Annotated in this window: 21 protein-coding genes and 1 tRNA gene; 17 read left to right on the forward strand and 5 right to left on the reverse strand. The window is 63.1% G+C overall.

All coding sequences use genetic code 11. The features are described from left to right. Positions 1-8 precede the first annotated feature (8 nt). The 14 genes from trmFO (at position 9) to NOV21_RS10765 (ending at position 16,568) form a co-directional block, all read left to right on the forward strand. The gene (trmFO, locus tag NOV21_RS10700) at positions 9-1,385 is read left to right on the forward strand and encodes a methylenetetrahydrofolate--tRNA-(uracil(54)-C(5))-methyltransferase (FADH(2)-oxidizing) TrmFO (protein WP_283171001.1); all 1,377 of its coding nucleotides are present in this window, start codon (positions 9-11) and stop codon (positions 1,383-1,385) included. 4 nt (positions 1,386-1,389) lie between these two features. Beyond that, complete coding sequence (locus NOV21_RS10705; RefSeq protein ID WP_283171000.1) at positions 1,390-2,334, forward strand: tyrosine-type recombinase/integrase; 945 nt, start codon at positions 1,390-1,392, stop codon at positions 2,332-2,334. Between the two features lie 70 nt (positions 2,335-2,404). Next, a complete protein-coding gene (gene uvrA, locus NOV21_RS10710; RefSeq protein ID WP_283170999.1) occupies positions 2,405-5,230 on the forward strand; it encodes an excinuclease ABC subunit UvrA in 2,826 nt (941 codons plus the stop codon). 15 nt (positions 5,231-5,245) lie between these two features. Continuing rightward, positions 5,246-5,884, forward strand: a complete 639-nt coding sequence (locus tag NOV21_RS10715; protein ID WP_283170998.1) for a hypothetical protein — start codon at positions 5,246-5,248, stop codon at positions 5,882-5,884. A 103-nt stretch (positions 5,885-5,987) separates the two neighbouring features. After that, a complete protein-coding gene (gene gdhA, locus NOV21_RS10720; protein WP_283170997.1) occupies positions 5,988-7,319 on the forward strand; it encodes an NADP-specific glutamate dehydrogenase in 1,332 nt (443 codons plus the stop codon). A gap of 85 nt (positions 7,320-7,404) precedes the next feature. Then, positions 7,405-9,345, forward strand: a complete 1,941-nt coding sequence (gene uvrC, locus NOV21_RS10725) for an excinuclease ABC subunit UvrC (RefSeq protein WP_283170996.1) — start codon at positions 7,405-7,407, stop codon at positions 9,343-9,345. Then, positions 9,345-10,265: an RNase adapter RapZ gene (rapZ, locus tag NOV21_RS10730; RefSeq protein ID WP_283170995.1), complete on the forward strand. Its 921-nt coding sequence runs from the start codon at positions 9,345-9,347 to the stop codon at positions 10,263-10,265. Before uvrC ends, rapZ begins: the two co-directional genes overlap by 1 nt. Beyond that, a complete protein-coding gene (locus NOV21_RS10735; protein ID WP_283170994.1) occupies positions 10,262-11,362 on the forward strand; it encodes a gluconeogenesis factor YvcK family protein in 1,101 nt (366 codons plus the stop codon). The genes rapZ and NOV21_RS10735 overlap by 4 nt, the downstream gene beginning before the upstream one ends. Then, on the forward strand, positions 11,341-12,294 hold the full coding sequence (gene whiA / locus NOV21_RS10740) for a DNA-binding protein WhiA (RefSeq protein ID WP_283170993.1): 954 nt from the start codon (positions 11,341-11,343) through the stop codon (positions 12,292-12,294). The genes NOV21_RS10735 and whiA overlap by 22 nt, the downstream gene beginning before the upstream one ends. A gap of 84 nt (positions 12,295-12,378) precedes the next feature. After that, on the forward strand, positions 12,379-13,563 hold the full coding sequence (locus NOV21_RS10745) for a phosphoglycerate kinase (RefSeq protein WP_283170992.1): 1,185 nt from the start codon (positions 12,379-12,381) through the stop codon (positions 13,561-13,563). 10 nt (positions 13,564-13,573) lie between these two features. Then, complete coding sequence (tpiA, locus tag NOV21_RS10750) at positions 13,574-14,344, forward strand: triose-phosphate isomerase (RefSeq protein ID WP_283170991.1); 771 nt, start codon at positions 13,574-13,576, stop codon at positions 14,342-14,344. Positions 14,345-14,456: 112 nt separating this feature from the next. Continuing rightward, entirely contained in the window at positions 14,457-16,004 is a 1,548-nt protein-coding gene (gene gpmI, locus NOV21_RS10755; protein ID WP_283170990.1) for a 2,3-bisphosphoglycerate-independent phosphoglycerate mutase, read from the forward strand. Positions 16,005-16,169: 165 nt separating this feature from the next. Next, on the forward strand, positions 16,170-16,421 hold the full coding sequence (secG, locus tag NOV21_RS10760) for a preprotein translocase subunit SecG (RefSeq protein WP_283170989.1): 252 nt from the start codon (positions 16,170-16,172) through the stop codon (positions 16,419-16,421). Positions 16,422-16,479: 58 nt separating this feature from the next. Then, a tRNA-Leu gene (locus NOV21_RS10765) sits at positions 16,480-16,568 on the forward strand. Positions 16,569-16,676: 108 nt separating this feature from the next. Here the strand turns inward: NOV21_RS10765 and NOV21_RS10770 are convergent. Continuing rightward, positions 16,677-17,516 (reverse strand): ABC transporter ATP-binding protein, encoded by an 840-nt coding sequence (locus NOV21_RS10770; protein WP_283170988.1) that lies wholly within the window; start codon positions 17,514-17,516, stop codon positions 16,677-16,679. Between the two features lie 83 nt (positions 17,517-17,599). Further along, positions 17,600-18,691: a FecCD family ABC transporter permease gene (locus NOV21_RS10775; RefSeq protein ID WP_283170987.1), complete on the reverse strand. Its 1,092-nt coding sequence runs from the start codon at positions 18,689-18,691 to the stop codon at positions 17,600-17,602. 177 nt (positions 18,692-18,868) lie between these two features. Between NOV21_RS10775 and NOV21_RS10780 the strand changes: the two genes are divergently transcribed. After that, positions 18,869-20,002 carry an ABC transporter substrate-binding protein gene (locus NOV21_RS10780; protein ID WP_283170986.1) on the forward strand — a complete coding sequence of 378 codons (1,134 nt, stop codon included), beginning with the start codon at positions 18,869-18,871 and terminating at the stop codon, positions 20,000-20,002. Between the two features lie 176 nt (positions 20,003-20,178). Here NOV21_RS10780 and NOV21_RS10785 read toward each other — a convergent pair whose 3' ends face one another. Then, entirely contained in the window at positions 20,179-20,460 is a 282-nt protein-coding gene (locus NOV21_RS10785) for a hypothetical protein (protein ID WP_283170985.1), read from the reverse strand. 2 nt (positions 20,461-20,462) lie between these two features. After that, complete coding sequence (locus NOV21_RS10790) at positions 20,463-20,753, reverse strand: NAD(P)-binding protein (RefSeq protein WP_283170984.1); 291 nt, start codon at positions 20,751-20,753, stop codon at positions 20,463-20,465. 302 nt (positions 20,754-21,055) lie between these two features. On the opposite strand from NOV21_RS10790, the gene NOV21_RS10795 reads away from it, so the two are divergent. After that, complete coding sequence (locus tag NOV21_RS10795) at positions 21,056-21,274, forward strand: helix-turn-helix domain-containing protein (RefSeq protein WP_283170983.1); 219 nt, start codon at positions 21,056-21,058, stop codon at positions 21,272-21,274. After that, entirely contained in the window at positions 21,274-22,554 is a 1,281-nt protein-coding gene (locus NOV21_RS10800; protein ID WP_283170982.1) for a HipA domain-containing protein, read from the forward strand. The genes NOV21_RS10795 and NOV21_RS10800 overlap by 1 nt, the downstream gene beginning before the upstream one ends. Positions 22,555-22,624: 70 nt before the next feature. On the opposite strand, the gene NOV21_RS10805 is transcribed toward NOV21_RS10800, so the two are convergent. Next, complete coding sequence (locus NOV21_RS10805) at positions 22,625-23,359, reverse strand: Crp/Fnr family transcriptional regulator (RefSeq protein ID WP_283170981.1); 735 nt, start codon at positions 23,357-23,359, stop codon at positions 22,625-22,627. Positions 23,360-23,436 lie beyond the last annotated feature (77 nt).

Consider the following 23,436-nt stretch of genomic DNA (forward strand, 5'->3'; position numbering starts at 1 on the left):
GCCTCGCTATGGATTCGAAACAGGTGCACATCATCGGCGCCGGCCTCGCCGGGTCGGAGGCCGCCCTCCAGCTCGCCGCGCGCGGCGTGCGCGTCTCCCTTTTCGAGCAGCGGCCCGCCGTCCGGACCGCCGTGCACGAAACCGGCCTCTGCGCCGAGTTGGTATGCTCCAACTCGCTGAAGAGCGTGAAGCCCGCAAGCGCTGCCGGCATGCTGAAGGCGGAACTGGAAACGTTGGGTTCGCCCGTATTTGCCTGCGCCCGGGCAACGAGCGTGCCGGCGGGAGGCGCGCTCGCCGTCGACCGCATGCGGTTCTCGGAATCGGTGACGCGCCTGGTGAAAGAGCATCCCCTCATCGGAAGGGTGGGCGGGGAGGCGGTCTCCGTCCGCGAGGACGGCCGCGTCGTCTACCGGGATGCTGCGGGGGACGAGCGCGTCTCGCCCCCCGCGGACGCGGTGCTGATAGCCACCGGACCCCTCACCGGGGATTCTTTGGCGCACTGGCTCGAGGATAAGACCGGCTCGAGGGGATTGGCGTTCTACGACGCCGCTGCCCCCATCGTCATGGCGGACTCATTGGATGAATCGCGGATCTTCCGGCAGAGCCGATACGGGGGCGATGCCCCGGGCGATTACCTCAACGCGCCGTTCACCAAGGAGGAGTACGAGTCGTTCATCGCCGAGCTGATTGCCGCCGACCGCGTGATCGGACGCGATTTCGAAACGAAGGACCTGTTCAACGCATGCCAACCGATCGAGGAGATCGCACGGAAGGGCGTCGATGCGCCCCGGTTCGGCCCCCTGAAGCCGGTGGGGCTCGTCGATCCCGCCACGGGCAGGCGCCCATGGGCAGCGCTTCAGCTGAGGGCGGAGGATGCCGCGGGGCAAAGCTGCAATCTGGTGGGCTTCCAGACCAACCTGACCTTCGGGGAGCAGAAACGGGTGTTCCGGATGATCCCCGGCCTCGAGCACGCCGAATTCGCGCGGTTCGGGGTGATGCACCGCAACACCTTCGTCGATGCCCCCCACATCCTCGATGCGCACCTGCGCCTCAGCTCCGCCCGCGGCGTGCCCGTGTATCTCGCCGGCCAGCTCTCCGGCACGGAAGGGTATTGCGAGGCGATGCGCTCCGGCTTGCATGCGGCGATCTCGATCGACTTCCTCCTCCGGGGCATGCGACCCCCTGCGCTGCCGAGGGAGACGGCGTTCGGGGCGCTGATCGCCTATGCGACCGACCCCGCGACCGTCGATTACCAGCCCATGCACGTCAACTTTGGCATCATGCCGCCGCTGGAGCCGCCGATCCGCAATAAGCAGGCCCGCTACGCGGCCTACGCCGAACGGGGGACGCAGGCGCTGGAGCGCTACGCACGGGCGGTGGGGTAGCCCCATGTCCGGCGACTGCGAAATCGACGGGGGCTTCGCCGCGCTCATCGAGGAATTCTGCCGTGCTCTCAAGGTCGAGCGGAACGCCTCGGAGCATACGGTCCGCAACTACCGGCTCGACCTCTGCGATTTCGGCCGCTGGGCGCAGCGCGCGCACGTCGACCCCCTCGGTCCCACGCACCGGCAGCTGCGGCGCTACCTCGCCGACCTGGACGCCGCCCGCTATGCGCGGGGGACGATCAACCGCCGGATATCAGCCCTCCGCGGCTTCTACCGCTGGTGCATCCAGGCAGGCCATGCGGAGGCGAACCCCGCCGACTCGATAGCGTCGCTCAAGCGGGGGGGAACCCTGCCGCATCGGATCGGGCCCGAGGACATGGCCCGGATCCTGCGGGTATGGAGCGGAACCGACGAAGAGGGGAAACCGCGCGCCCAAACCGCGCTCGACATGAGGAACCAGGCGCTGCTCGAATTCCTCTACGCCTGCGGGGCGCGCATCGCCGAGGCGTCGAGCCTGCTCATCGCTGACATCGATTTCGCCGCGATGGAGGTGCGCGTGCTCGGCAAGGGGAGCAAGGAGAGGATCATACCGATCCATCGGCTGGCGTTGGACAGCATGCGCGCCTACATCGACGTTGCGCGCCCCGAGCTCGTCCGCGGGCGCGGCGAGAACCCGTACTGCTTCGTGAGCTCGCGTGGGAATAGATGGGGGACCGATGGAATGCGCAAGATGTTCCACGAGACGTTGGTTCGGGCCGGGGTCGATGCCGTGTACACGCCTCACGACCTGCGCCATACCTTCGCCAGCGACGTCCTCGACGGGGGGGCCGACCTGCGCAGCGTCCAGGAGATGCTGGGGCACAGCAGCCTTTCGACCACCCAGATCTACACCCACCTGAGCGTCGAGAAGCTGAAATCCGCCCATGCGCAGGCGCATCCCCGCGGATAAGCGAATCTTGCGCGCCCGAACGAACGTGCTACCATCACGTGTTTAGTGAAGATCGAGAAAGCAGGCAGACGTGGCTACGGATTCCATCGTCATCAAGGGCGCGCGGGAGCATAACCTCAAGGATATAGACGTCGCGATCCCCCGTGACAAGCTGGTTGTTATCACGGGCCTTTCCGGGAGCGGGAAGAGCTCGCTGGCGTTCGACACCATATACGCGGAAGGCCAGCGGCGCTACGTTGAAAGCCTCTCGAGCTACGCGCGCATGTTCCTGGGCCAGATGAGCAAACCCGACTTGGACAGCATCGACGGGCTATCGCCCGCCGTCTCCATCGACCAGAAGACGACGAGCAAGAATCCCCGTTCGACGGTCGGAACGGTGACGGAGATCTACGACTACCTCCGCCTGCTCTACGCCCGGGTCGGCATCCCCCACTGCCCCGAATGCGGGCGGGAGATAAAGAAGCAGACGACCGACCAGGTGGCAGACGATATCCTCCGCCTGGGCGAGGGCGTGCGCGCGCTCGTGCTCGCCCCCATGGTGGTGGGGCGCAAGGGGGAGCACGCTAAACTCATCGCCGACCTGCGACGCGAAGGGTTCGCCCGCCTGCGCATCGACGGGGAGGAGATCCATCTCGATCGCGAGGAGGTGAAGCTCGACAAGAAGTTCAAGCACACGATCGAGGTCATCGTCGACCGCGTCGTGCTGAAAGCCTCCGCGACGGCACGCATCGCCGAGGCGGTGGAGACCGCCACGCGCTTGGCCGAAGGCAGGGTCGTGGTCCGCACGCTCCCGGACGAGCGGGATCATTTCTACAGCCTGGCGCTCGCGTGCCCCGAGCACGGCCATTCGATCGACGAGCTCCAGCCGCGCGACTTCAGCTTCAATGCCCCCTACGGTGCCTGCCCCGACTGCTCTGGGTTGGGCAGCCGCGAGGAGGTCGACCCGAGGCTCATCGTTCCCGACCCCTCGAAATCCCTCGCCGAGGGAGCCGTTGCCCCATTCGTCACGGGCAACTACTATCCCCAGGTCCTGAGGGCGGTTGCCAAGCATCTGGGATACGACGAGCGCACCCCTTGGGAGGACATGTCTCGCAAAGCGCAGGACAAGCTCATGAACGGCTTGCCGAAAAACGAGAAGGTGCGCGTCGACTACCATACGGTCGACGGCCGCGACACCTACTGGTTCATCGAGTGGGAGGGCATCTGCAAGGCGGTCGAGCACCGGTATTCCGAGGCCCAAAGCGATCGGCAGAGGGAGAAGCTCGGCCAGTTCTTCGCGACGATCCCCTGCAAAACCTGCGGGGGCAAGCGCCTCCGCCCCGAGATCCTCGCGGTCACCATCGAAGGGCGGAGCATCCACGACGTCTGCGAGATGAGCGCGGCGGACTGCCTCGCGTTCTTCCGGGGATTGGAGTTCGCAGGTTCGCAGGCGCGCATCGCCGCGCCCATCGTCAAAGAGATCCGCACCCGCCTGCAATTCCTCGTGGACGTCGGGCTGGATTACCTCACCCTCGAGCGCGTGACCGCGACGCTTTCCGGCGGCGAGGCACAGCGCATACGCCTTGCCACGCAGATCGGCGCCGGTCTCATGGGGGTGCTCTACATCCTCGACGAACCCTCGATCGGCCTGCACCAGCGCGACAACGAGCGCCTGATAGCCACACTCGAGCACCTGCGCGACCTGGGGAACACGGTCGTGGTCGTCGAGCACGACGAGGACACCATCCGCCATGCCGATTACGTCATCGACATGGGTCCGGGAGCAGGGGAGCACGGGGGCGAGGTCGTCGCCAGCGGCACGCCAGCGGAACTCATGCATTCGCCGGACTCGCTCACGGCCGCCTACCTAACGGGCAGGCGGGAGATTCCCATACCCGATGAGCGGCGCCATCCCCAACGGGGTGGCATCAAGCTCGACGGCGCCTCGGAGAACAACCTGAAAAACGTCTCCATCGAGATACCCCTGGGCACGCTCACGCTGGTCACCGGCGTTTCCGGCAGCGGGAAGAGCTCGCTTGTAACGGACACCCTCGCACCCGCCCTGGCGAATCGCGTGAACCATGCCCATCGGCGCACGGGGGCATACAGGAAGCTCGCCGGCATCGACAAGCTCGACAAGGTCGTCAACATCGACCAGACGCCCATAGGCCGCACGCCTCGCAGCAATCCCGCCACGTACGTCGGATTGTGGGACGATATCCGCCAGCTGATGGCGAGCACGCAGGAGGCCAAGGCGCGCGGGTACGCCCCAGGCCGCTTCAGCTTCAACGTGAAGGGCGGCAGGTGCGAGGCATGCAAAGGCGACGGCCAGGTGAAGATCGAGATGCACTTCCTGCCCGATGTCTACGTCCCCTGCGATGTTTGCGGCGGCAAACGGTACAATCGCGAGACGCTGCAGGTGACCTACCGCGGTAAGAACGTCTACGATCTGCTCGAGATGACGGTGGACGAGGCTCTCGATTTCTTCCATGCCATCCCTGGCCTCGCACGAAAGCTGCAGACGCTCCACGACGTCGGGCTCGGCTACATCCGGCTGGGCCAGCCGGCCACCACGCTCTCGGGCGGCGAGGCGCAGCGCGTCAAGCTCGCGAGCGAGCTCCAGCGCGTGCAGACCGGCAAAACGTTCTACATCCTCGACGAGCCGACGACCGGGCTGCATTTCGAGGACGTGCGCCAGCTGCTCGTGGTGCTGCAGCGCCTCGTGGACGCGGGCAACACGGTGCTGGTCATCGAGCACAATCTCGATGTGATCAAGAGCGCCGACTGGATCATCGACCTGGGTCCCGAGGGAGGGGACCGCGGCGGCACGGTCGTATGCGCGGGCACGCCCGAGGATGTCGCCGCCTGCTACGAGAGCCATACCGGCCGCTTCCTCGCGGACATGCTCAAAGCCTGATATAATCCGTTCGCTATGAACCAGAGGCAACGAGAAAAAATCGCGCTCGTCGTGTTCCTCCTTCTGCTGTTCGGGGGAATCTGCGGAAGCATTTGGTATATGAGCGTCGGGCACCAGTGGAACACCGCCGCCACGACGATCGACGAGGCGACGGGATCGCTCGAAAACTATACCGCCATCATATACGACGGCGTGGCCGTTCCCAAGGCGGGCTCCGAAACCTCGGCGGCGCCTCGCACGCGCGCGTCGGTCGCCGAGGAGTACCAGGGCAAGAAGGCCGATGTCATCCAGCTCGACTCGGTGCAGCCGAGCCAGTACAGCGAAGGAACCATACTCCGCGCCGGGGGGAGGCGCATCGGCGTTTTCAGCGTGTTCACCCGCGCGGAGGCGAGCCAGTACCAGAACCGCGTCTCGACGTTCGCGAAGGAGGAGGTCGACTTCATCGTCTGCATCACCTCTGACGGGTCGCTCCTGGTCGGCAGCGAGGGAGTGCAGGGCATCGATATCGTGATCACGACCGACCCCCTTTCCCCATCGTTCAAGAGCCACCATGGCGAGGCGTACGTCGTCGAAAGCCCCGCCGCCGGCAAAATCGGCACGATACTGGTGAGCCCCAGCAACGTGGTTTCCAGCAAGGCCCTGTCCGGGAAATAGCCCGCCGGCATCGACGTCCCCCGAAAGTTAACAAACGCGAAACCTGTTCGCCCGCGGAAACGCGCACAATACGGGTCACCAGCAACCCTTTAGAGGAGGAACCGTGACGTATACCCAGCGCATCATCGAACAGGTCAAGGCGAAGGACGGGGGCCAGCCGGAGTTTATCCAGGCGGTAACCGAGGTCCTCGCCTCCATCGAGCCATTGATCGAAGCCCATCCCGAGTACGAGAAGGCGGGGCTGCTCGAGCGCATCGTCGAGCCCGAGCGCGTCATCATGTTCCGCGTCCCTTGGCAGGACGACAACGGCGGCGTGCACGTCAACCGCGGGTTCCGCATCCAATTCAACAGCGCCATCGGGCCCTACAAGGGCGGCCTGCGCCTGCATCCCAGCGTGAACCTCTCGATCCTGAAATTCCTCGGCTTCGAGCAGGTGTTCAAGAACGCGCTCACCACGCTGCCCATGGGCGGCGGCAAGGGCGGCAGCGACTTCGACCCCAAGGGCAAATCCGATGCCGAGGTCATGCGCTTCTGCCAGAGCTTCATGAGCGAGCTCTACCGCCATATCGGCCTCGACACCGACGTTCCGGCTGGCGACATCGGCACCGGCGCACGCGAGATCGGCTATCTCTTCGGCCAGTACAAGCGCCTGCGCAACGAATGGGGTGGCGTGCTGACCGGCAAGGGGCTTTCCTACGGCGGCAGCCTCGCCCGCACCCAGGCGACCGGCTACGGCCTGGTGTACCTGGTGCAGGAGCATCTGGCATGCAAGGGCGACAGCTTCGAGGGCAAGACCGTGTGCATCTCGGGTTCCGGCAACGTGGCGATCTACGCGGCGGAGAAAGCCCAGCAGCTCGGCGCGACCGTGGTCACGCTGTCCGACAGCACCGGGTGGATCCATGCCCCCCAGGGCGTCGACATCGAGGCCATCAAGCAGGTCAAGGAGGTCGAGCGCGGCCGCATCAGCGATTACGCGAAGCGCGTCGAGGGCGTCGAGTACCATGACGGGCGCGGCGTATGGGCGATCCCCTGCGATATCGCGCTGCCGTGCGCGACGCAGAACGAGCTGCTGATCGACGATGCCAAGGCGCTCGTCGCGAACGGTGCCTCGATCGTCGCCGAGGGCGCGAACATGCCCACGACGCTCGACGCCACCGCCTACCTGCAGGGCAACGGGATCGTCTTCTTCCCTGGGAAGGCGGCCAACGCGGGCGGCGTCGCGACGAGCGGCCTGGAGATGAGCCAGAACTCGGAGCGCCTCAGCTGGACGTTCGAAGAGGTCGATGCGAAACTCGCCGGCATAATGAAGAGCATCTACCATGCGGCCGACGATGCAGCCAGGGAATACGGCCATGAGGGCGATTACGTAGCGGGCGCGAACATCGCGGGCTTCAAGAAGGTGGCCGAATCCATGATGGCCCAGGGCATCGTGTAGGATCCCGCCCGCTCCTCTTCTACGCATTCGTTGCAGATGGGGGTCTCGCCTCGGCGGGGCCCCCATCTCGCCTATACTTGCATCCATGGATAACGAGCGCATAGAGCAGATCAAACGGCAGCTGGACGATGTTCCCACGCTGCCCGGCGTGTATCTGTGGAAGGACGGGGATGGCCAGGTCATCTATGTGGGGAAGGCGAAGCAGCTGCGCGCCCGCATGCGGCAGTACGTGAACTTCCAGGACGACCGCGCGAAGATCCCGCTGCTCGTCGACAGCATCCGCTCGTTCGAGTACATCGTCGTCCAGAACGAATACGAGGCGCTGGTCCTCGAGAAGAACCTCATCAACCAATACAGCCCGTATTTCAACGCGGACTTCAAGGACGACAAGAGCTACCCTTTCATCGCCGTCACGAAGGGCGACCTGTTCCCCGCTATTAAATTCACACGGGAGAAGCACAAGCCGACCACCTCGTACTTCGGACCGTACACGGACAGCCGCGCCGCCCGTCGCCTGATCGACATCGCGCGGAAGATCGTCCCGCTCTGCTCCACGAGCTGCACGTCATGGAAGGCGATGAACCGCGATATCGAAAAGCGCGGCGCCGACGCCTATTTCGCGTCGGAGCACCGTCCGTGCTTCGACTGCCATGTGGGGCTGGCCCCCGGCGCCTGCTGCGGGATGATCTCCGCGGAGGACTACGGGCAGAACGTGCGCCGCGTCGAGCGCTTCCTGCGAGGCAACCACCGCGAATTCATCGATCGCCTTGCGCAGGAGATGCAGGAGGCGGCGGCGGAGTTGGATTTCGAACGAGCCGCCCGCCTGAAAAGCCGCATCGGCATCATCGAATCGCTCGCCGACAAGCAGCACGCGGTGCTCGGCGACCGCGCCAACGCCGATGTCATCGGCTTCTTCCGCGAGGATATCATCGCGGGCGTGCACGTCCTGTCGGTGCGCGAGGGGCGCGTGATCAACGGCAACGAGTTCGTGTTGAACAAGGGGACCGACGTTCCCGACCAGGACCTGCTCCACAGCTTCCTGCTGCGCTATTACGATACGACCACGAGCATCCCGCGCGAGGTCATCGTTGCGGATGAGCCCGAGGATCGCGGGGCGATGGAGGCGTGGCTGACCGGGAAGCTTGCGAGCGCGCATGGCGCCCGGGTGCGCTTCACCGTTCCCGAGCGCGGGGGGAAACGCGACCTTCTCGCCATGGCGCAGGCCAACGCGCAGCATACGCTGATGCGGTACAAGGTCCGCACCGATTACGAGGACAAGCGTATCAACGACGCGCTCCTGCAGCTCGAAAGCGCGCTCGCCCTCGAGGCGCCGCCGCTGCGCATCGAATGCTTCGACATCAGCACCCTCCATGGGAGCTACACGGTGGCGAGCATGGTGGTGTTCACCGACGGCAGGCCCGACAAAAGCCAGTACCGGCGCTTCAAGATCAGGGCGGAACTGGACGAGGCCAACGACTTCCTGAGCATGCAGGAGGTGCTGGGCCGCCGCTATTCCCCCGAGCGCATGGCCGATGAGCGGTTCGGGCGGAAGCCCGACCTGCTCATCCTCGACGGCGGCAAACCGCAGCTGACCGCCGCGATGGAGCAGCTCGGCGCCATGGGCGTCGACATCCCCATGGCGGGCCTTGCCAAGCGGGACGAGGAGCTGTTCGTCCCCTGGCAGGATTCGGGCCCGGTCGTCCTGCCGGGCGGGTCGCCCAGCCTCTACCTGGTGAAGCACGTGCGCGACGAATCGCATCGCTTCGCCATCTCGTTCCATCGCGAGTTGCGCGGGAAGGGGATGACGTCGAGCATACTGGACGAGGTGGCGGGGATAGGGCCCGTCCGCAAGAAAGCCCTGTTGAAGCGATTCAAGAGCTTCAAGAACCTGCGAACGGCGACGGAGGAGGAGCTCATCGGGGCGCATATCGTCCCCGAAGACGTCGCGCGCGAGTTGCACCTCGTGCTGCACCAGTATAATGAAGGCAGAAGCGAAGCATCCGACCCGCGCCGATTGGAGGACTGATGGCGGAATCCACACCCGAACTCGTTGTCATCACCGGCATGAGCGGTGCGGGCCGCACCGAGGCGATGCGCACCTTCGAGGACATGGGATATTTCTGCATCGACAACCTCCCGCCCAGCCTGCTGAAGTCGCTCGTCACAAGCGAGAGCATCCCCACCGACAAGGAGGGCGGCCGCAGGCTCGCCGTCGTATGCGATGCCCGCAACAAGAACTACCTCCGCGAGCTCACCCACGAGCTGGCCCGGCTGCAGGAGGCGGGGATCGACTACCGCATCATCTTCCTCGACGCGATCGACAGCGTGATCTTGGGCCGGTACAAGGCCAGCAGGCGGCGGCACCCCCTCAACATCGACGGGCGGGCCACGATAACCCAGAGCATCAACCAGGAGCGCGAGCTTCTGCACGATCTGCGCCTGCGGGCGGACTGCATCATCGACACCTCCAGCCTGCGCCCGATCGAGCTGCGCCGCCGCGTGGCCGACCTGTTCGCCGAGGGCACGCGCAAGCAGGGGATGGAGGTCGTCGTGTACTCATTCGGATTCAAGCACGCGCCCGCCAGCGATGCGGACATCGTGATCGACGTGCGGTTCTTGCCCAATCCCTACTACGACCCCCAGATGCGGCACCTGACCGGCCTCGATGGCACCGTGCGCGACTTCGTGCTCGGGAGGCCCGAGACGAAGGCCTTCCTGGAGAAATGGGAGGCGCTGCTGGAATGCGTCATGCCCGGCTACGTTGCGGAGGGGAAGTCCCAGCTCTGCATCGCCGTCGGGTGCACCGGGGGGCAGCATCGCAGCGTCGCCCTCGCTGAGGCGACGGGCGCCTTCCTGAAGGAGTCCGGCTATTCGGTGCATGTATCGCATCGCGACCTCCCGCGCGTCGGCGCAGACGCATCCCGAAGCGGGGAGGCGGGGCAATGAGGCATTTCAGCTACGAGCCTTCGAACACCGAGGCGTTCGACGCGATCGGCGCGGCGAAACCCGTCTCGGGCGGGGAGCGCCCCGCGCATGCGGTGGTGATCGGCGGCGGCACGGGCGCGCCCATGTCCATTCGGACGCTCCTGTCCATGGGGGTTTCCACGAGCGCCGTCGTGGCCATGGCCGACGACGGCGGAAGCACCGGGGAGCTGCGCGCAGCGGCAGATGCGACGCCCCCGGGCGACGTGCGCAAATGCCTGGCCGCGTTCGCGTCGGACCCCGCTGACCCGCTGACGAAGGCGTTCAAGTACCGGTTCGAATTCGCGAACAACCACACGCTGGGCAACCTCATGATCGCCGCGCTCGAGGACGCCACCGGATCTTTCCCCCAGGCGATACGGATCTGCGAGGATCTCCTCCACGCGCGGGGGCACGTGCACCCCAGCACGCTCGACAAGGTCGTGCTGTGCGGCCGTACGAGAGACGGGCATACGGTCGAAGGGCAGGCGCTGCTCTCGCACTCGCGCACCGCGCTCGAGAGCGTGTGGTTGAAGGCCCCCAACACCGGGACGCCGTATCCCGGGGCGATCAAGGCGATCTGCGAGGCGGATCTGATCGTGCTGGGGCCGGGGAGCCTGTTCACGAGCATCATCCCCAACCTGCTGGTGCCCGGCGTGCTCGAGGCGATCCAGAGCTCGCGGGCGAAGACGCTCTTCGTCTGCAGCTTGGCCGACATGCAGGGGGAGACATGGGGGCTTTCCGCGGAGGAGCACGTCGCCGCACTCGAGGACCACGGCCTGGCCGGCATGCTCGACTACGTCCTGGTGCACACGGACCATCCGCTGCGCCCGGGCGGGAGCACCCCTGGCGTCCACCCGCGCCTCATTCCGCTCGGGCGGGACGAGTCCGCCGGCACTATCTCCTCCCGCGTGCGCCCTGTCCGCATATCGTACGAAAGCGCCCGCCGCATACAGCAGACGGGGCCGGTGGTGATCGCCCGCGACCTCGCCGATCCGAATCGCCCCACCTGGCATGATCCGCGTGCCCTGCGCGAAGCGTTCACGGGGGTGTTGAAGCTGTGTCTTTCACCGCAGATATAAAGGAGGAGCTCTCGCGCGTTGCGCCCACCTGCTCCCATTGCGAGCGGGCGACGCTCTCCGCCCTCGTGCGCATCGAGGGATCGCTGTTTCTCCAGGGGGGCGGCCGCATGCACCTTGAGATCGACACGGATACGCCGCAGGCTGCGCGGATCATGGTGAAGCTGCTGCATTCCAGCTACGATCTCCGGACCGATCTGACCATGCGGCGCAACGTCCTGCACAAAACCCCAAACTACCTGATCAACGTCCCCATGCAGGAGGGCCTTGAATCCGCGCTGCGCGACCTGGGGATATTGGGCGACGCGGGGATAGGGCAGGGGATCGACCCGCACCTCGTCGAGAAACGGTGCTGCGCGGCGGCTTACCTGCGCGGGGCATTCCTGGGCTGCGGATTCGTGTCGAGCCCCAAGGGCGATTTCCACTTCGAGATGCCGATCGCCTCGGTCGAGCAGGCGGAGGGCATCGTGGCCCTCATGGCGGAGGCGGGCATCGAGGCGAAGACGATGCAGCGCCGCAACAACACCATCGTGTACCTGAAGAGCGGCACGGCCATATCGAATTTCCTCGCGTTCACGGGCGCCCACAATGCGGCCCTCGCCATGGAGAACGAACGCGTCATCAAAAGCGTCCGCAACGATGTGAACCGGCGGGTCAACGCGGAGTTGGCCAACCAACAGAAGACGACCGACGCGAGCGTGGAGCAGGTCATCGCCATCCACGACGTGGTCGACCATTTCGGCATGGAGGGCCTTCCGCCCGCATTGCAGGAATTCATCAGGCTGAGGGTGCAGCATCCCGATGCCACGTTGCGGGAGTTGGGGGAATACGCGAACCCGCCCCTGTCGAAAAGCGCCGTGTACCATCGAGTGCGCCGCATCGAGCGGCTGGCTGCCAGAGCGCATGGCGATAGTTCCTCAGGGGAACAGAAATAGCGATATACTATAGTGCGTCGCGAAGCGGCCCTGTCTGGGTTAACCGGGCCTCTTTCCAGGAAGCCCTTGAACGAAAGGAAATCCATGGCTGACATCAAACTCGTCGAGCAGGCGGATGTAGCGGGGAAACGCGTCCTCGTCCGCGTCGACTTCAACGTTCCCATCGCCGATGGCGTCGTCACCGATGACACCCGCATCCGCAGAGCGCTTCCCACGATAGCCTATCTGGTTGGGAAGGGGGCGAAGGTCATACTGATGAGCCATCTCGGCCGTCCTTCCGGCACAGGATACGAGGAAAAGTTCAGCATCAAGCCCGCCGCCGACCGCCTCGCCGCACTCGTCGACGCGCCCGTCGCCTTCGCAGGGGACACCATCGGCCCGAAGGCGAAGGAGGCGGTGCAGAACCTCGCAGGCGGACAGATCCTCGTCCTCGAGAACCTGCGCTTCGACAAGCGCGAGAAGAAGAACGATCCCGGATTCGCCCGTGCGCTTGCCGATCTCGCAGAGATATACGTCAACGATGCCTTCGGCACCGCGCACCGCGCCCATGCGAGCACGGCCGGCGTCGCCCACCTGCTTCCCGCCTATGCCGGATACTTGCTGCAGAACGAGGTCGCCACGCTCACCGGCATGCTCGACGATCCCAAACGGCCCTTCGTTGCCATCCTCGGCGGATCGAAGGTGTCCGACAAGGTGGGCGTGATCGACTCGCTCATCGACAAGGCCGATACGATCATCATCGGCGGCGGCATGTGCTTCACGTTCCTCCTCGCGCAGGGAAAGGCCGTCGGGGCCAGCCTGAAGGAAGAGGAGTGGATCGACCGCGCCGGCGAGATGCTGAAGAAGGCCGATGCCGCCGGATGCAAGATCCTGCTTCCGAGCGACGTGGTCGTGGCGGATAGGTTCGCCGAGGATGCGGCCGTCTCGACCGTTCCCGTGGATGCCATCCCGGCGGATATGATGGGGCTCGACATCGGCCCGGAAACCGCCAAAGCTTACGCCGATGCCGTTGCCGGCGGCAAGACGGTCTTCTGGAACGGGCCCATGGGCGTGTTCGAGATGAGGCCCTTCGAGGCCGGTACGAAGGCCGTCGCGGAGGCGATGGCGGCAAATGCCGAGGGGGACACCATCATCGGCGGCGGCGACAGCGTGGCAGCGGTGAACAAGTTCGGCCTAGCGGATCGCATGACGTTCATCAGCACCGGCGGCGGCGCGTCGATGGAACTGGTCGAAGGCAAGGCGCTTCCCGGCGTCGAGGCCCTGAAATAAGGAGGCTCTCATGCGCAAACCGGTCATGGCGGGCAATTGGAAGATGAACAAGACGTGGGCCGAGTCGGTCGTGCTCGCGCAGGGCATCAGCAACCGCAGCAAGGATTCATGGGACGACGATGTCGAGGTGGTCGTATGTCCGGCAACCGTCAACATCAAAGCCGTCGATTCCGTGTTCGAATTCGATCACACGCCGGTCGCCATCGGCGCCCAGAACGTCCATTGGGAGGCGAAGGGAGCCTTCACCGGCGAGGTGAGCATCAAGATGCTGCAGGATGTCGGAGCCTCCTACTGCATCGTCGGCCATTCCGAGAGGCGCGGCTATTTCGGGGAGACCGACGAGATGGTCAACGACAAGGCAACCGCGCTCCTCGAAGCCGGCATGACCCCTATCATCTGCTGCGGCGAGAGCCTCGCCATCCGTGACGAGGGCACGTATCTGGAATTCGTCACCAAGCAGGTCCTCGCGGCTTTGGCCGGGCTCGATGAGGCCCAGATCGCCAAAAGCATCATCGCCTATGAGCCGATCTGGGCAATCGGCACGGGTCGCACCGCCATCCCCGAGCAGGCGCAGGAGGTGTGCGCCGCCATCCGCGCGTGCATCGGCGAGCTTGCCGGCCCCGCGGCAGCGGAGGCGGTGCGCGTGCTTTACGGAGGCAGCATGAAGCCGGCGAACGTCGAGGGGCTCATGGCGCAGCCCGATATCGACGGCGGCCTCATCGGTGGCGCTGCTTTGGATGCCGCAGCGTTCGAGCAGCTCGTCGAAGCCTGCTTGAAGTAGCCCGGTGAATACCCTATCCGCAAAGGGGGAAAGGCAACGCGTGCCTTTCCCCCTTTCCCGTGGCGCAGCGGTATACTCTCCCTGTACATATCTTCCAGGGAAAGGCCTTGAAATGGATATATCCCACTTGCACCTGCCTGCCGCGCTCATCATCATGGACGGGTTCGGCATCGCCCCCGACGGCCCTGGGAACGCGATCAGCCTGGCCGAGAAGCCCACGTTGGACGCGCTCGCGCAGACGTGCCCCCACATACGGATCCAAGCATCCGGCGAGTACGTGGGATTGCCCGACGGTCAGATGGGTAACTCGGAGGTGGGCCATCTGAACATCGGCGCCGGACGGGTGGTGTTCCAGGAGCTCACGCGCATCAACCGCGCATGCAAGGACGGCAGCATGGCTTCGAACGAATTCGTGCAGAAGGCCCTGCGCGTCGCGAAGCGGCCGGGCAGCGTCCTGCACCTCATGGGGCTCGTGTCGCCCGGCGGCGTCCATTCCAGCAGCGAGCATCTGTACACGCTCATGCGCATCGCGGCGGGGCAGGGCGTTCCCCATGTGCACATCCACTGCTTCATGGACGGCCGCGACGTGCCCCCGGCAAGCGGCAAGGGCTATATCGAGGAATTGCAGGCAGTGGTCGGGGAGTGCCGTGCCCAAGGCTGCGACATGCATGTCGCCAGCATCTCGGGACGCTACTATGCGATGGATCGTGATAACCGATGGGAGCGGGTGGAGAAGGCGTACCGCGCCCTCGTGCATTGCGACCCCGCATCGGATCTGGATCCGGCATCCTTCATGCAGGCGAGCTACGATGCCGGGGTCACCGACGAATTCGTCGTTCCGGGCGCGTTCACGGACCGGGGCGTTCAAGACCGGGATGCCGTCATCTTCTTCAATTTCCGTCCCGACCGCGCCCGTGAGATCACCCATGCGTTCGTCGATAAAGAGCTGATAACGGGGGAGACGGCACCGCGGCCCTACTACGTCTGCCTCACGGAATACGATCCGAAAATCCCCGCGGACGTCGCGTTCCCGAAGGAGTTCCCATCCAACGTCCTCGCCGACGTCCTTTCCGACGGGGGGCTCACGCAATACCATATCGCCGAAACCGAGAAATACGCCCATGTGACGTTCTTCCTGAATGGCGGCGTCGAGGCGCCGAAGGCGGGGGAGGAGCGCCAGATAATCCCCAGTCCCAAGGTCGCCACCTACGATCTCCAACCGGAGATGAGCGAACCCGCGGTCGCGGACAGCCTCGCCCAGGCCATCGACGATGGCAAGGCCGACGTGTATATCGTCAACTTCGCGAACTGCGACATGGTCGGGCATACCGGCGTCATCCCCGCCGCGGTGAAGGCGGTCGAGGCCGTCGACGCCGGCATTGCGCGCGTGCTCGCCGCGCTGAAGCGGAAGGGCGGCATCGCGTTGGTGACCGCCGACCACGGCAACGCGGATGTGATGATCGCATCCGATGGAAGCCCCCATACGGCGCATACGACCAGTCCCGTGCCGCTCTTCCTCGTCGATTACGCCGGATTGGGCAAGACGCTCGAAGCCCCGGCGGACCGGGAGGGCGCGCTCTGCGACATCGCCCCCACGCTGCTCGAGATGATCGGCGTGGACGCGCCCGGGGAGATGACGGGGCAGAGCCTGCTCCGCTAATGCCCCCGCGTGTCGGCCGAGCGGCAAGAGCGGCCGGCAGGAGCCGTGCAGAATGCGTGAGGGGCGAACCGGCAACCTTGCGCATTCGGCTTGGCGCCTTATAATTGGGAACTTGCGGGCGGAGGAGCCCGATTTCCGCATACTACGTATGAAAGAGACATGCCAGTGAACGCACTGCTTATCATCCTCATCATCGCGCTCGTCATCTCCGGCGCCGGGCTGATTGTGTTCATCATGCTCCATTCCGGCAAGGGGACGGGTATTTCCGATGCCATCGCCAGCTCGCTGTACAACAGCAGCACCGGCACCAGCATCATCGAAAAGAACCTCGACCGTATCACGATCGTGTTCGCGATCGTCTTCATCGTCTCGCTCGTGCTTCTGATGATCGTCTACCCAAAGGGGACGATCGGATAAATTCCCCCTTGCAACGCGATGGGCTTCTGCTAAACTATCCAGCGTTGCAAAGCATCACGTCGGAGTGGTGGAACGGCAGACACGCTAGCTTGAGGTGCTAGTGCCTACTTTTCGGGCTTGCGGGTTCAAATCCCGCCTCCGACACCAGGATCCAAAAGGCTCGCTTCGAGCCTTTTTTTATGCCGCTCGCGTATCCGTTGCCCACCATTTCCCCTTCCGGCCATCTGCCATTCCGCGATCGCGCGCTTCATCTGCCTACCGCACGCGAGATGGTTTCGACCGCAGTTCATGCAAATACCTCTCATCGACTTCGCGATGCCGCGTCACCGCGACGCAGGCGTAAACGCACCTGCCCTCGCCCACGTCCACACGGTCGATCAGCACGTCCGTCCCGTAGATTGTGCGCATGGCCTCTTTCGTGATCACCTCGTGGGGAGCTCCTTTCGCAAGCACCCGCCCCCCGTGGAGGACTATCACCGAGTCGGCGCAGTAGAAAGCATGTGCCGGATCGTGCGTGACCATGAGCACCGACATGCCGCTATCCACCAAATTGCGCATGCGGGAGAGCACCAGCTGCTGGTTCCCGAAATCAAGGCTTGCCGTGGGTTCGTCCATGACGAGGATATCGGGCTGCTGCGCGAGCGCCCGGGCGATGAGCACGAGCTGCTGCTGGCCCCCCGATAGCTCGCTGTACGGTTCGTTGGCAAGGTTCTGTATCTCGAGCTGGCACAATGCCGCATAGGCAACGCGTCGATCGTGCCGCGTAAGCGATGCCATCTGGCTTACATAGGGCGTGCGCCCCATGAGCACGACGTCTTTTACCTGGAAGGGAAAGGGGAGCTTATGCGTTTGCGGGATATAGGCGAAATGGCCGGCCCGCTCCCGCTCGCCCATCGCGAGCACGTCTTCGCCGCCCACGTGGATGCTGCCCGCAATGGGATCGAGCAGTCCCAAGATGGTCTTCAACGTCGTTGTCTTCCCGCACCCGTTCGCGCCGATGATGCAGCAGAACTCGCACGGAGCAAGATCGAACGTCACATCGTGGACGAGGGGGTTTCCGCCATACCCGCTCGTAAGGTCGCGAACCTCCAGCATCGACCATCCTTCCCCCTGGCCACGTGGGCATCCGATTCCACGGCATTGCGAAGATTCCCAGCCTTGCTCTCGAGCGGTCATCGTCAGTTCCACCCTTTCGAATTGTGGTGGAAGATGACGGCGAAGAACGGCACCCCCAAGATGGCGGTGAGGATTCCGATGGGTATCTCCATGGACAGCAGGCAGCGCGCGATGTCGTCGACGATTAACAGGTAGGTCGCCCCCAATATGATGCTTGCGGGGAGCAGCTTGTGGTAGTTCGGGCCCACCAGCGCACGCGCGAGATGGGGTATGACGAGCCCGATCCACCCGATGACCCCCGAAACTGCCACGGAAACGGAGGTGAGCAGCGTGGCGGCCACGATCACGATGAAGCGCGTGCGCTTCGTATCGACCCCCAGGGCGCGCGCCTCGTCATCGCCCAATGAGAGCACGTTGAGCTTCCACCGTTCGATGATGAGGAGCGCATATCCGATGAGCATCGGAATGAGGGCGATGGCGAGGTCGCTTTGATTCGCTCCCGAAAAACTGCCCATGAGCCAGTAGGTGATGGAGGGCAATTTATCGTTCACATCGGCAGCCAGCTTCACGATCGACGTGCCCGCCTGGAAGAGGGTCGATACCAGGATGCCGCCCAGCACCAATCCCAACAGCCGGTCGTATTTCACCATGCGGTTGAGGAACACCGCCATGCCGACAGCGGCCAAGCCCCCGCCGAAGGCGAGAAGCTGCGTCACCACGTTGGGAAGGCCGATGAGCAGCCCGATGCAGGCGCCCAAGCTCGCCCCCGCGCTCGCCCCGAGCAGATCGGGTGAAACCAACGGGTTGCGGAACATGCCCTGGAACGCCGCCCCCGCGCTCGCAAGCGCCGCGCCCACCAATACGACCAGAAGGATGCGCGGAATGCGGATATTGAAGATGACCTTGTCGAGGCTCAAATCGCTCTGGGTTGCGACGGCGTCGTTGATATGGCGGGAAATACCTTCGATGAGCTCGATGGGAGTCACCGGATAACGACCCAACGCGAAGCTTATGAGCACGATGGCGACGAGGCCCAGCGGCAACGCTATCTTCACACACAGGGATGTGCGAAGCGCGAATGTCCGGTCCGCTTCGCGTCCGAACAGATCATCGGCCTCCTGGTCAAAACGAGTTTCAGACGATTCGATGTGCATGTGAACTTCCAGGTGATTATCGCGGGTGTTGCAAAACCATTTACCCGCCCGCTATTCAATCCAATCGAAAAACAGGCGCATTGTCATTATTCTCGCACATGTTTATTCTTTATCATATATCATAGGATCTGCAAATAGCGAGGGATGAGGCCTTCGCGTTTGAAGAAAGAAGGGGATATGAGGAAAACGCTTCGTAAGAGCATGCTCGGCATCGCGCTTGCATGCATCCTTGCCATAGCGGGGTTTACCGCCTTAGCAGGGTGCAGCAGCTCAAGCTCGACCAGCCAAGCATCGAGCTCGCCTTCCGCCAGCCAATCGGCTACCCGCACGATAACCGATGCCGCCGGTCGCACCGTCGAGATTCCCGCGGTGGCAGATCTCGAGAAGTCGGTTTACTGCACGAGCCCGATCTCTCAGATGTACCTGTATTCGCTCGCACCTGAACTAGCAGGCGGCACGAATTCGAACTACAGCGATGCCGAGATGAAGTACCTTCCGGATACGGTGAAGGATCTGCCGAGCTATGGCACCTGGGCCATGAACGGAACGCTCGACAACGAAGCGATGATGGCGGGCGGGATCAAGCTATTGCTGGATGTGTCATCATCCGCCATCACCGATAGCGATATCTCCGCAGCCAACGAGCTCCAAGAGCAGACGGGCATTCCCGTCGTGCTGTTCGACGGATCGGTGGACAAGACCCCGGATACCTACCGCCAAATCGGCGAGGTGCTCGGCCAGCAAGAGCATGCCGAGCAATGCGCCCAATATTGCGAGAAAGCCTATGACGAGGTCACGGCTGCTGTTTCGAAGGTGCCCGATTCCGAGAAGGTCAGCGTGTACTATGCCGAAGGGCCTGACGGATTGAAGACCGAACCGCAGAACTCACCCCATTTCACGACATTCGCAACCGCAGGTGCCATCGATGCCGCGCAATGCGATATGACCAAGGGGTCCGGCATGACGCAAGTTTCGCTTGAGAACGTCATAGCGTGGAACCCGCAGGTCATCATCGCATGGAGCGCCAAATATCGCGGTGGATCGGATGAGGCGATCCGCACGAGCAGCGACTGGGCATCCATCGACGCCGTGCGGGACGGCAAGGTGTACACGATCCCATGCCTGCCGTACACCTGGGGGGATCGCCCCCCGTCGGTAACCCGCTACATCGGCATGCAGTGGCTCGCCAACAAGCTGTACCCCGCCTATTACGATGTGGATATGGTGAAGACGACGCAGGAGTTCTACAGCACGTTCTTCAACGTGACCCTCAGCGCGCAAGAGGCTCAGGACATCCTCAACGTATCGTGATCGCCGCGGACGATTTCCGTCTATTCGCGAACCCAACTGAACGCCATCTGCCGACCCCGCTCGATCCGGGGTCGGCTTTGCGCTTATTACCGGCTTTCGGCGTGGCAGGATGGTTCTCATGCTGTATTCGCGCCCCTTGCGCAGCGACGTCTCCGCCCCGTCTTCCGCAGCTGTGTTTACTTGCGCTTGGCAATCATGACGGCGGCGGTTAACGCGGCGGCGCCGACTGCGGCAGCGGCTACGACGCCTTTGTTGTCCTTTGCCGCCTGCATGACGGTTTGGCCTGCATCGGCGGCAACGGCGCCGTAGTTGGCCAGCGTTTCCTGCGTGCCACCCAGTCCCTCGGACACGGCGTACGACGCGGTGGAAACAGATGCGTACGTGCCCGGGTTCTCGTCCACGGTTTTGCCCAGGATATTATTGGCCGCGTAAATGCCGCTGATGGCCGCGGGCTCCATCCCTAAGCCATTGTGGTCACCTTCCAACCCTCGCCGGCCTTTTCCACCTTGGTCACCAGGTTGCCCAGCAGCACATTGCCGCTGGCCTGGCTCAGGCGCTCGGTCATGCCGTCGGCGTCGAAGTCGAAGCGGATCAGGCTCATGACCAGCTGCATGCTGGTGTCGTTGCAGATGCGCCCGCCCATGTAGTCGGCGATCAGCAGGTAGTCGTGGTCGGCCTTCTGCAGGTCAAGCGCGCAGTTCATGCCAGCGGCACCGGCGCCTACGATTATGGTCTTGTGATCGAATGCCATGGCGGTTTCCTCTCTCGATGTGACAAACGCTACGGTTGGTTGTCACAGCTCGCAGGTCGAAGGTCTTCTCGGGCAGCAGCTCGGCAACCGCCTTGAACACAGCTTCCTTAACGGCGAAGCCCCCAGCCAGATGCTCGGTGGAGCGGGGCCGTGCGGCGGCGGCATCGCGCTTCCCCGAAGAGGCCTACCGCTTGGGCAGGTCGCTGTAATTCTCAAGAGGGAAACTCATTCCTTGATTTCTGTGTTCGCATAAATTATAGTAAACGTAAAGAATTTTATGCGTTCGCAGAAACCAGGTTTCTATGCAGACGATCCACTCAGTAGCTGACCTCGGGTTGGCTATCCGCGTAGAACGAAAAGCGCAGGGGCTCACCCAAACGCAGCTTGCGGATTTAAGCGGGTCGGGACTCACCTTCATATCGAACCTCGAACGCGGCAAGACGACCTCCGAAATCGGGAAGGTCCTTACCGTCATGAACACGCTCGGCTTGGACATGGCCTGCATGAAGCGGGGCCAGTGATGGACCTTCCCGTTTCGCGCCAAACTGCCGATGGGATTGTCGATGTGGGATGTATCGTCGACATCGAGGGTCTCAATCCGCGGTTTTCCTATCTCCCTGAGTATCTGACCAATCCGCAGCGTGGCTCGTTGTCGCTTTCCCTTCCCCTGCGGGAAGCAGCGTTTAGCGAGGACGAGTTCAGGCCGTATTTCGAGGGGTTGCTGCCAGAAGGCGATGAACGACGTGCCTTAGCAGCGCGACTTGCCGTGCGGGAAGACGACTATCTGGCGATTCTTGCACGGTGCGGAATCGACTGCATCGGCGACGTCATATTGAATAAACAGGCATATGTCGAGTCGGCAGCGTATCGGCCGATTGCTCTGGACAGGCTGCATTCGAACACGGCAACCCCCAACCCCAGCGCGCGTATGCAAAGTGAATCTCGCCTGTCTCTTGCGGGAACGCAGTCGAAAGTCGGCCTCTATCACGATGATGAAGAAGAGTTTTCGGAGGGTTGGTTCCAGCCGTTGGGCGGTGCTCCTTCGAATTTCATCGTGAAGTTCGCGCATGACGAACTGCCCGACTTGCTCACTGTCGAGTTCCTTTCCCTCGCCTGTGCCAAGGCGTGCGGTTTAGAGGTTGCTGAAACGCATCTCGTCAATCCAGCTGCTCCACTTCTGTGCTCGCGCAGGTTCGATCGCAAAGAACGCGCTGGCGGAACAATCGGTGGATTGCCGGCCCCCTTGCGGCTCCATCAAGAAGACTTCACCCAGGCCATGGGCCTGCTCCCTGCATCGAAGTATGCCGAGCTCGAGCCATCGACAGCGCAATCGGTGGCAGAGTTCATGCAGATGCATTTCTCGGCACCTGGCCTTGCCCGCCTTGCCTTCGCACGCCTGGCGCTTTTCAACTACCTCATCGGCAACTGCGACAACCACCTGAAGAACTTCTCCATTCTGCATTCGGAAGATGGTAGATCCTTCCGCCTTGCTCCGGCATACGACATCGTGAGCACTGCGTATTTCGCGCGATTCAGCAGGCAGATGGGCATGGCGATAGGAGGCACACGCGATATCGATGCGGTGGCCCCCTCTGACTTAGCTATGTTGTCGAAGCAGATGGATGTGGCGCCGCGCCTACTCCACGGAGTGGTGGAAGGTTTTCAATCACATGCCGTTCCCGCATTGCGAAGCGAGGCGGAAAAACTTGCCGCTCTTGGCTTTAGCGCGGCGCCTTATATCGCCGATGATCTGGAGTCAAAATTGGCTCCTCGTATGCAGGTGCTGCGAGAATCTTTCTAGTTCGTTTCTTGCGGATGAGAGATGCTCGAAGGTTTAAGGGGCAAGCCGGAAACATCATGGATGATTCCGATCAGGCCCCGCAGGAGGAGTTTTCGTTGAGAAGGGCGCATTCGAGTGCAATAAATCCGCTCAGCCTGAAGTGGTTCTTCGAAAAGTCGATGATTCCCTCGCTTCTCAGCTTGCCCAATTCTGCCGACAATGAGCTGCGCTCGACATTCAGATAATTCGCCATCTGCTGCCTGTCGAAGGGGATGTCGAATGAGCGCGAACCGCTGCTCTCGCTTTGGTATGACAGGAAGGTGAGTATCTTCTTTCTTATCGTGCGTTGCGACAGGGTATCGAGTTTCTTCATGAGCTGCAGTTTGCTGTCCACGATAATCCGCGTGAAATTGCCGATCAGGATGCTGAAGCATTCGCCGAGCGGGTCATCCCGGCGATGGCATATGGCGTTACGGTCGAACAGTATGAGCCTGCAGTCGGTCAACGCCACGGCGTTGGCCGGGGGCTTGTCCACGTCCGAAAACGCAAGTATCCCCCCGATCGTCTGCCCGGGTCCCGCGATGCTGAGTATGTGCTTGTCCCCCCATGCGTCCGTTGTGGCGATTTCGACCCTGCCCGATACCAGGTAGTCGAAACAGGACACCTGTTGGTGCAGCGTGAATATGAGGTCGCCCTTTGGAACGGATGCGAACCGAGCCTGCATGCGATTAGCTACGGCGTCGATCTGGTCGCGGGAAAGGCCATTGAAAAGCGATGACCGAATCAAGATGCGTGTAACTTCATCCATATTGTTCGAATGCGACATGGTTCACCTTTTGTCTCGCGTGCGGAGCCGCTAAGCGATCGACCGCAATTCATTTCCTCATCCGTTGGATATCCAAC

The sequence above is a fragment of the Curtanaerobium respiraculi genome (genome assembly GCF_024609215.1).
In the GTDB taxonomy this organism is placed as follows: domain Bacteria; phylum Actinomycetota; class Coriobacteriia; order Coriobacteriales; family Eggerthellaceae; genus Curtanaerobium; species Curtanaerobium respiraculi.

What these genes read in the sequence shown, in the direction of transcription:
- trmFO (WP_283171001.1), top strand. Translation starts at nt 9, where the DNA reads ATGGATTCGAAACAGGTGCACATCATCGGCGCCGGCCTCGCCGGGTCG.
- NOV21_RS10705 (WP_283171000.1), top strand. Translation starts at nt 1,390, where the DNA reads ATGTCCGGCGACTGCGAAATCGACGGGGGCTTCGCCGCGCTCATCGAG.
- NOV21_RS10715 (WP_283170998.1), top strand. Translation starts at nt 5,246, where the DNA reads ATGAACCAGAGGCAACGAGAAAAAATCGCGCTCGTCGTGTTCCTCCTT.
- uvrC (WP_283170996.1), top strand. Translation starts at nt 7,405, where the DNA reads ATGGATAACGAGCGCATAGAGCAGATCAAACGGCAGCTGGACGATGTT.
- rapZ (WP_283170995.1), top strand. Translation starts at nt 9,345, where the DNA reads ATGGCGGAATCCACACCCGAACTCGTTGTCATCACCGGCATGAGCGGT.
- NOV21_RS10735 (WP_283170994.1), top strand. Translation starts at nt 10,262, where the DNA reads ATGAGGCATTTCAGCTACGAGCCTTCGAACACCGAGGCGTTCGACGCG.
- NOV21_RS10745 (WP_283170992.1), top strand. Translation starts at nt 12,379, where the DNA reads ATGGCTGACATCAAACTCGTCGAGCAGGCGGATGTAGCGGGGAAACGC.
- tpiA (WP_283170991.1), top strand. Translation starts at nt 13,574, where the DNA reads ATGCGCAAACCGGTCATGGCGGGCAATTGGAAGATGAACAAGACGTGG.
- gpmI (WP_283170990.1), top strand. Translation starts at nt 14,457, where the DNA reads ATGGATATATCCCACTTGCACCTGCCTGCCGCGCTCATCATCATGGAC.
- NOV21_RS10770 (WP_283170988.1), bottom strand. Translation starts at nt 17,516, where the DNA reads ATGCTGGAGGTTCGCGACCTTACGAGCGGGTATGGCGGAAACCCCCTC.
- NOV21_RS10775 (WP_283170987.1), bottom strand. Translation starts at nt 18,691, where the DNA reads ATGCACATCGAATCGTCTGAAACTCGTTTTGACCAGGAGGCCGATGAT.
- NOV21_RS10780 (WP_283170986.1), top strand. Translation starts at nt 18,869, where the DNA reads ATGAGGAAAACGCTTCGTAAGAGCATGCTCGGCATCGCGCTTGCATGC.
- NOV21_RS10785 (WP_283170985.1), bottom strand. Translation starts at nt 20,460, where the DNA reads ATGGAGCCCGCGGCCATCAGCGGCATTTACGCGGCCAATAATATCCTG.
- NOV21_RS10790 (WP_283170984.1), bottom strand. Translation starts at nt 20,753, where the DNA reads ATGGCATTCGATCACAAGACCATAATCGTAGGCGCCGGTGCCGCTGGC.
- NOV21_RS10795 (WP_283170983.1), top strand. Translation starts at nt 21,056, where the DNA reads ATGCAGACGATCCACTCAGTAGCTGACCTCGGGTTGGCTATCCGCGTA.
- NOV21_RS10800 (WP_283170982.1), top strand. Translation starts at nt 21,274, where the DNA reads ATGGACCTTCCCGTTTCGCGCCAAACTGCCGATGGGATTGTCGATGTG.
- NOV21_RS10805 (WP_283170981.1), bottom strand. Translation starts at nt 23,359, where the DNA reads ATGTCGCATTCGAACAATATGGATGAAGTTACACGCATCTTGATTCGG.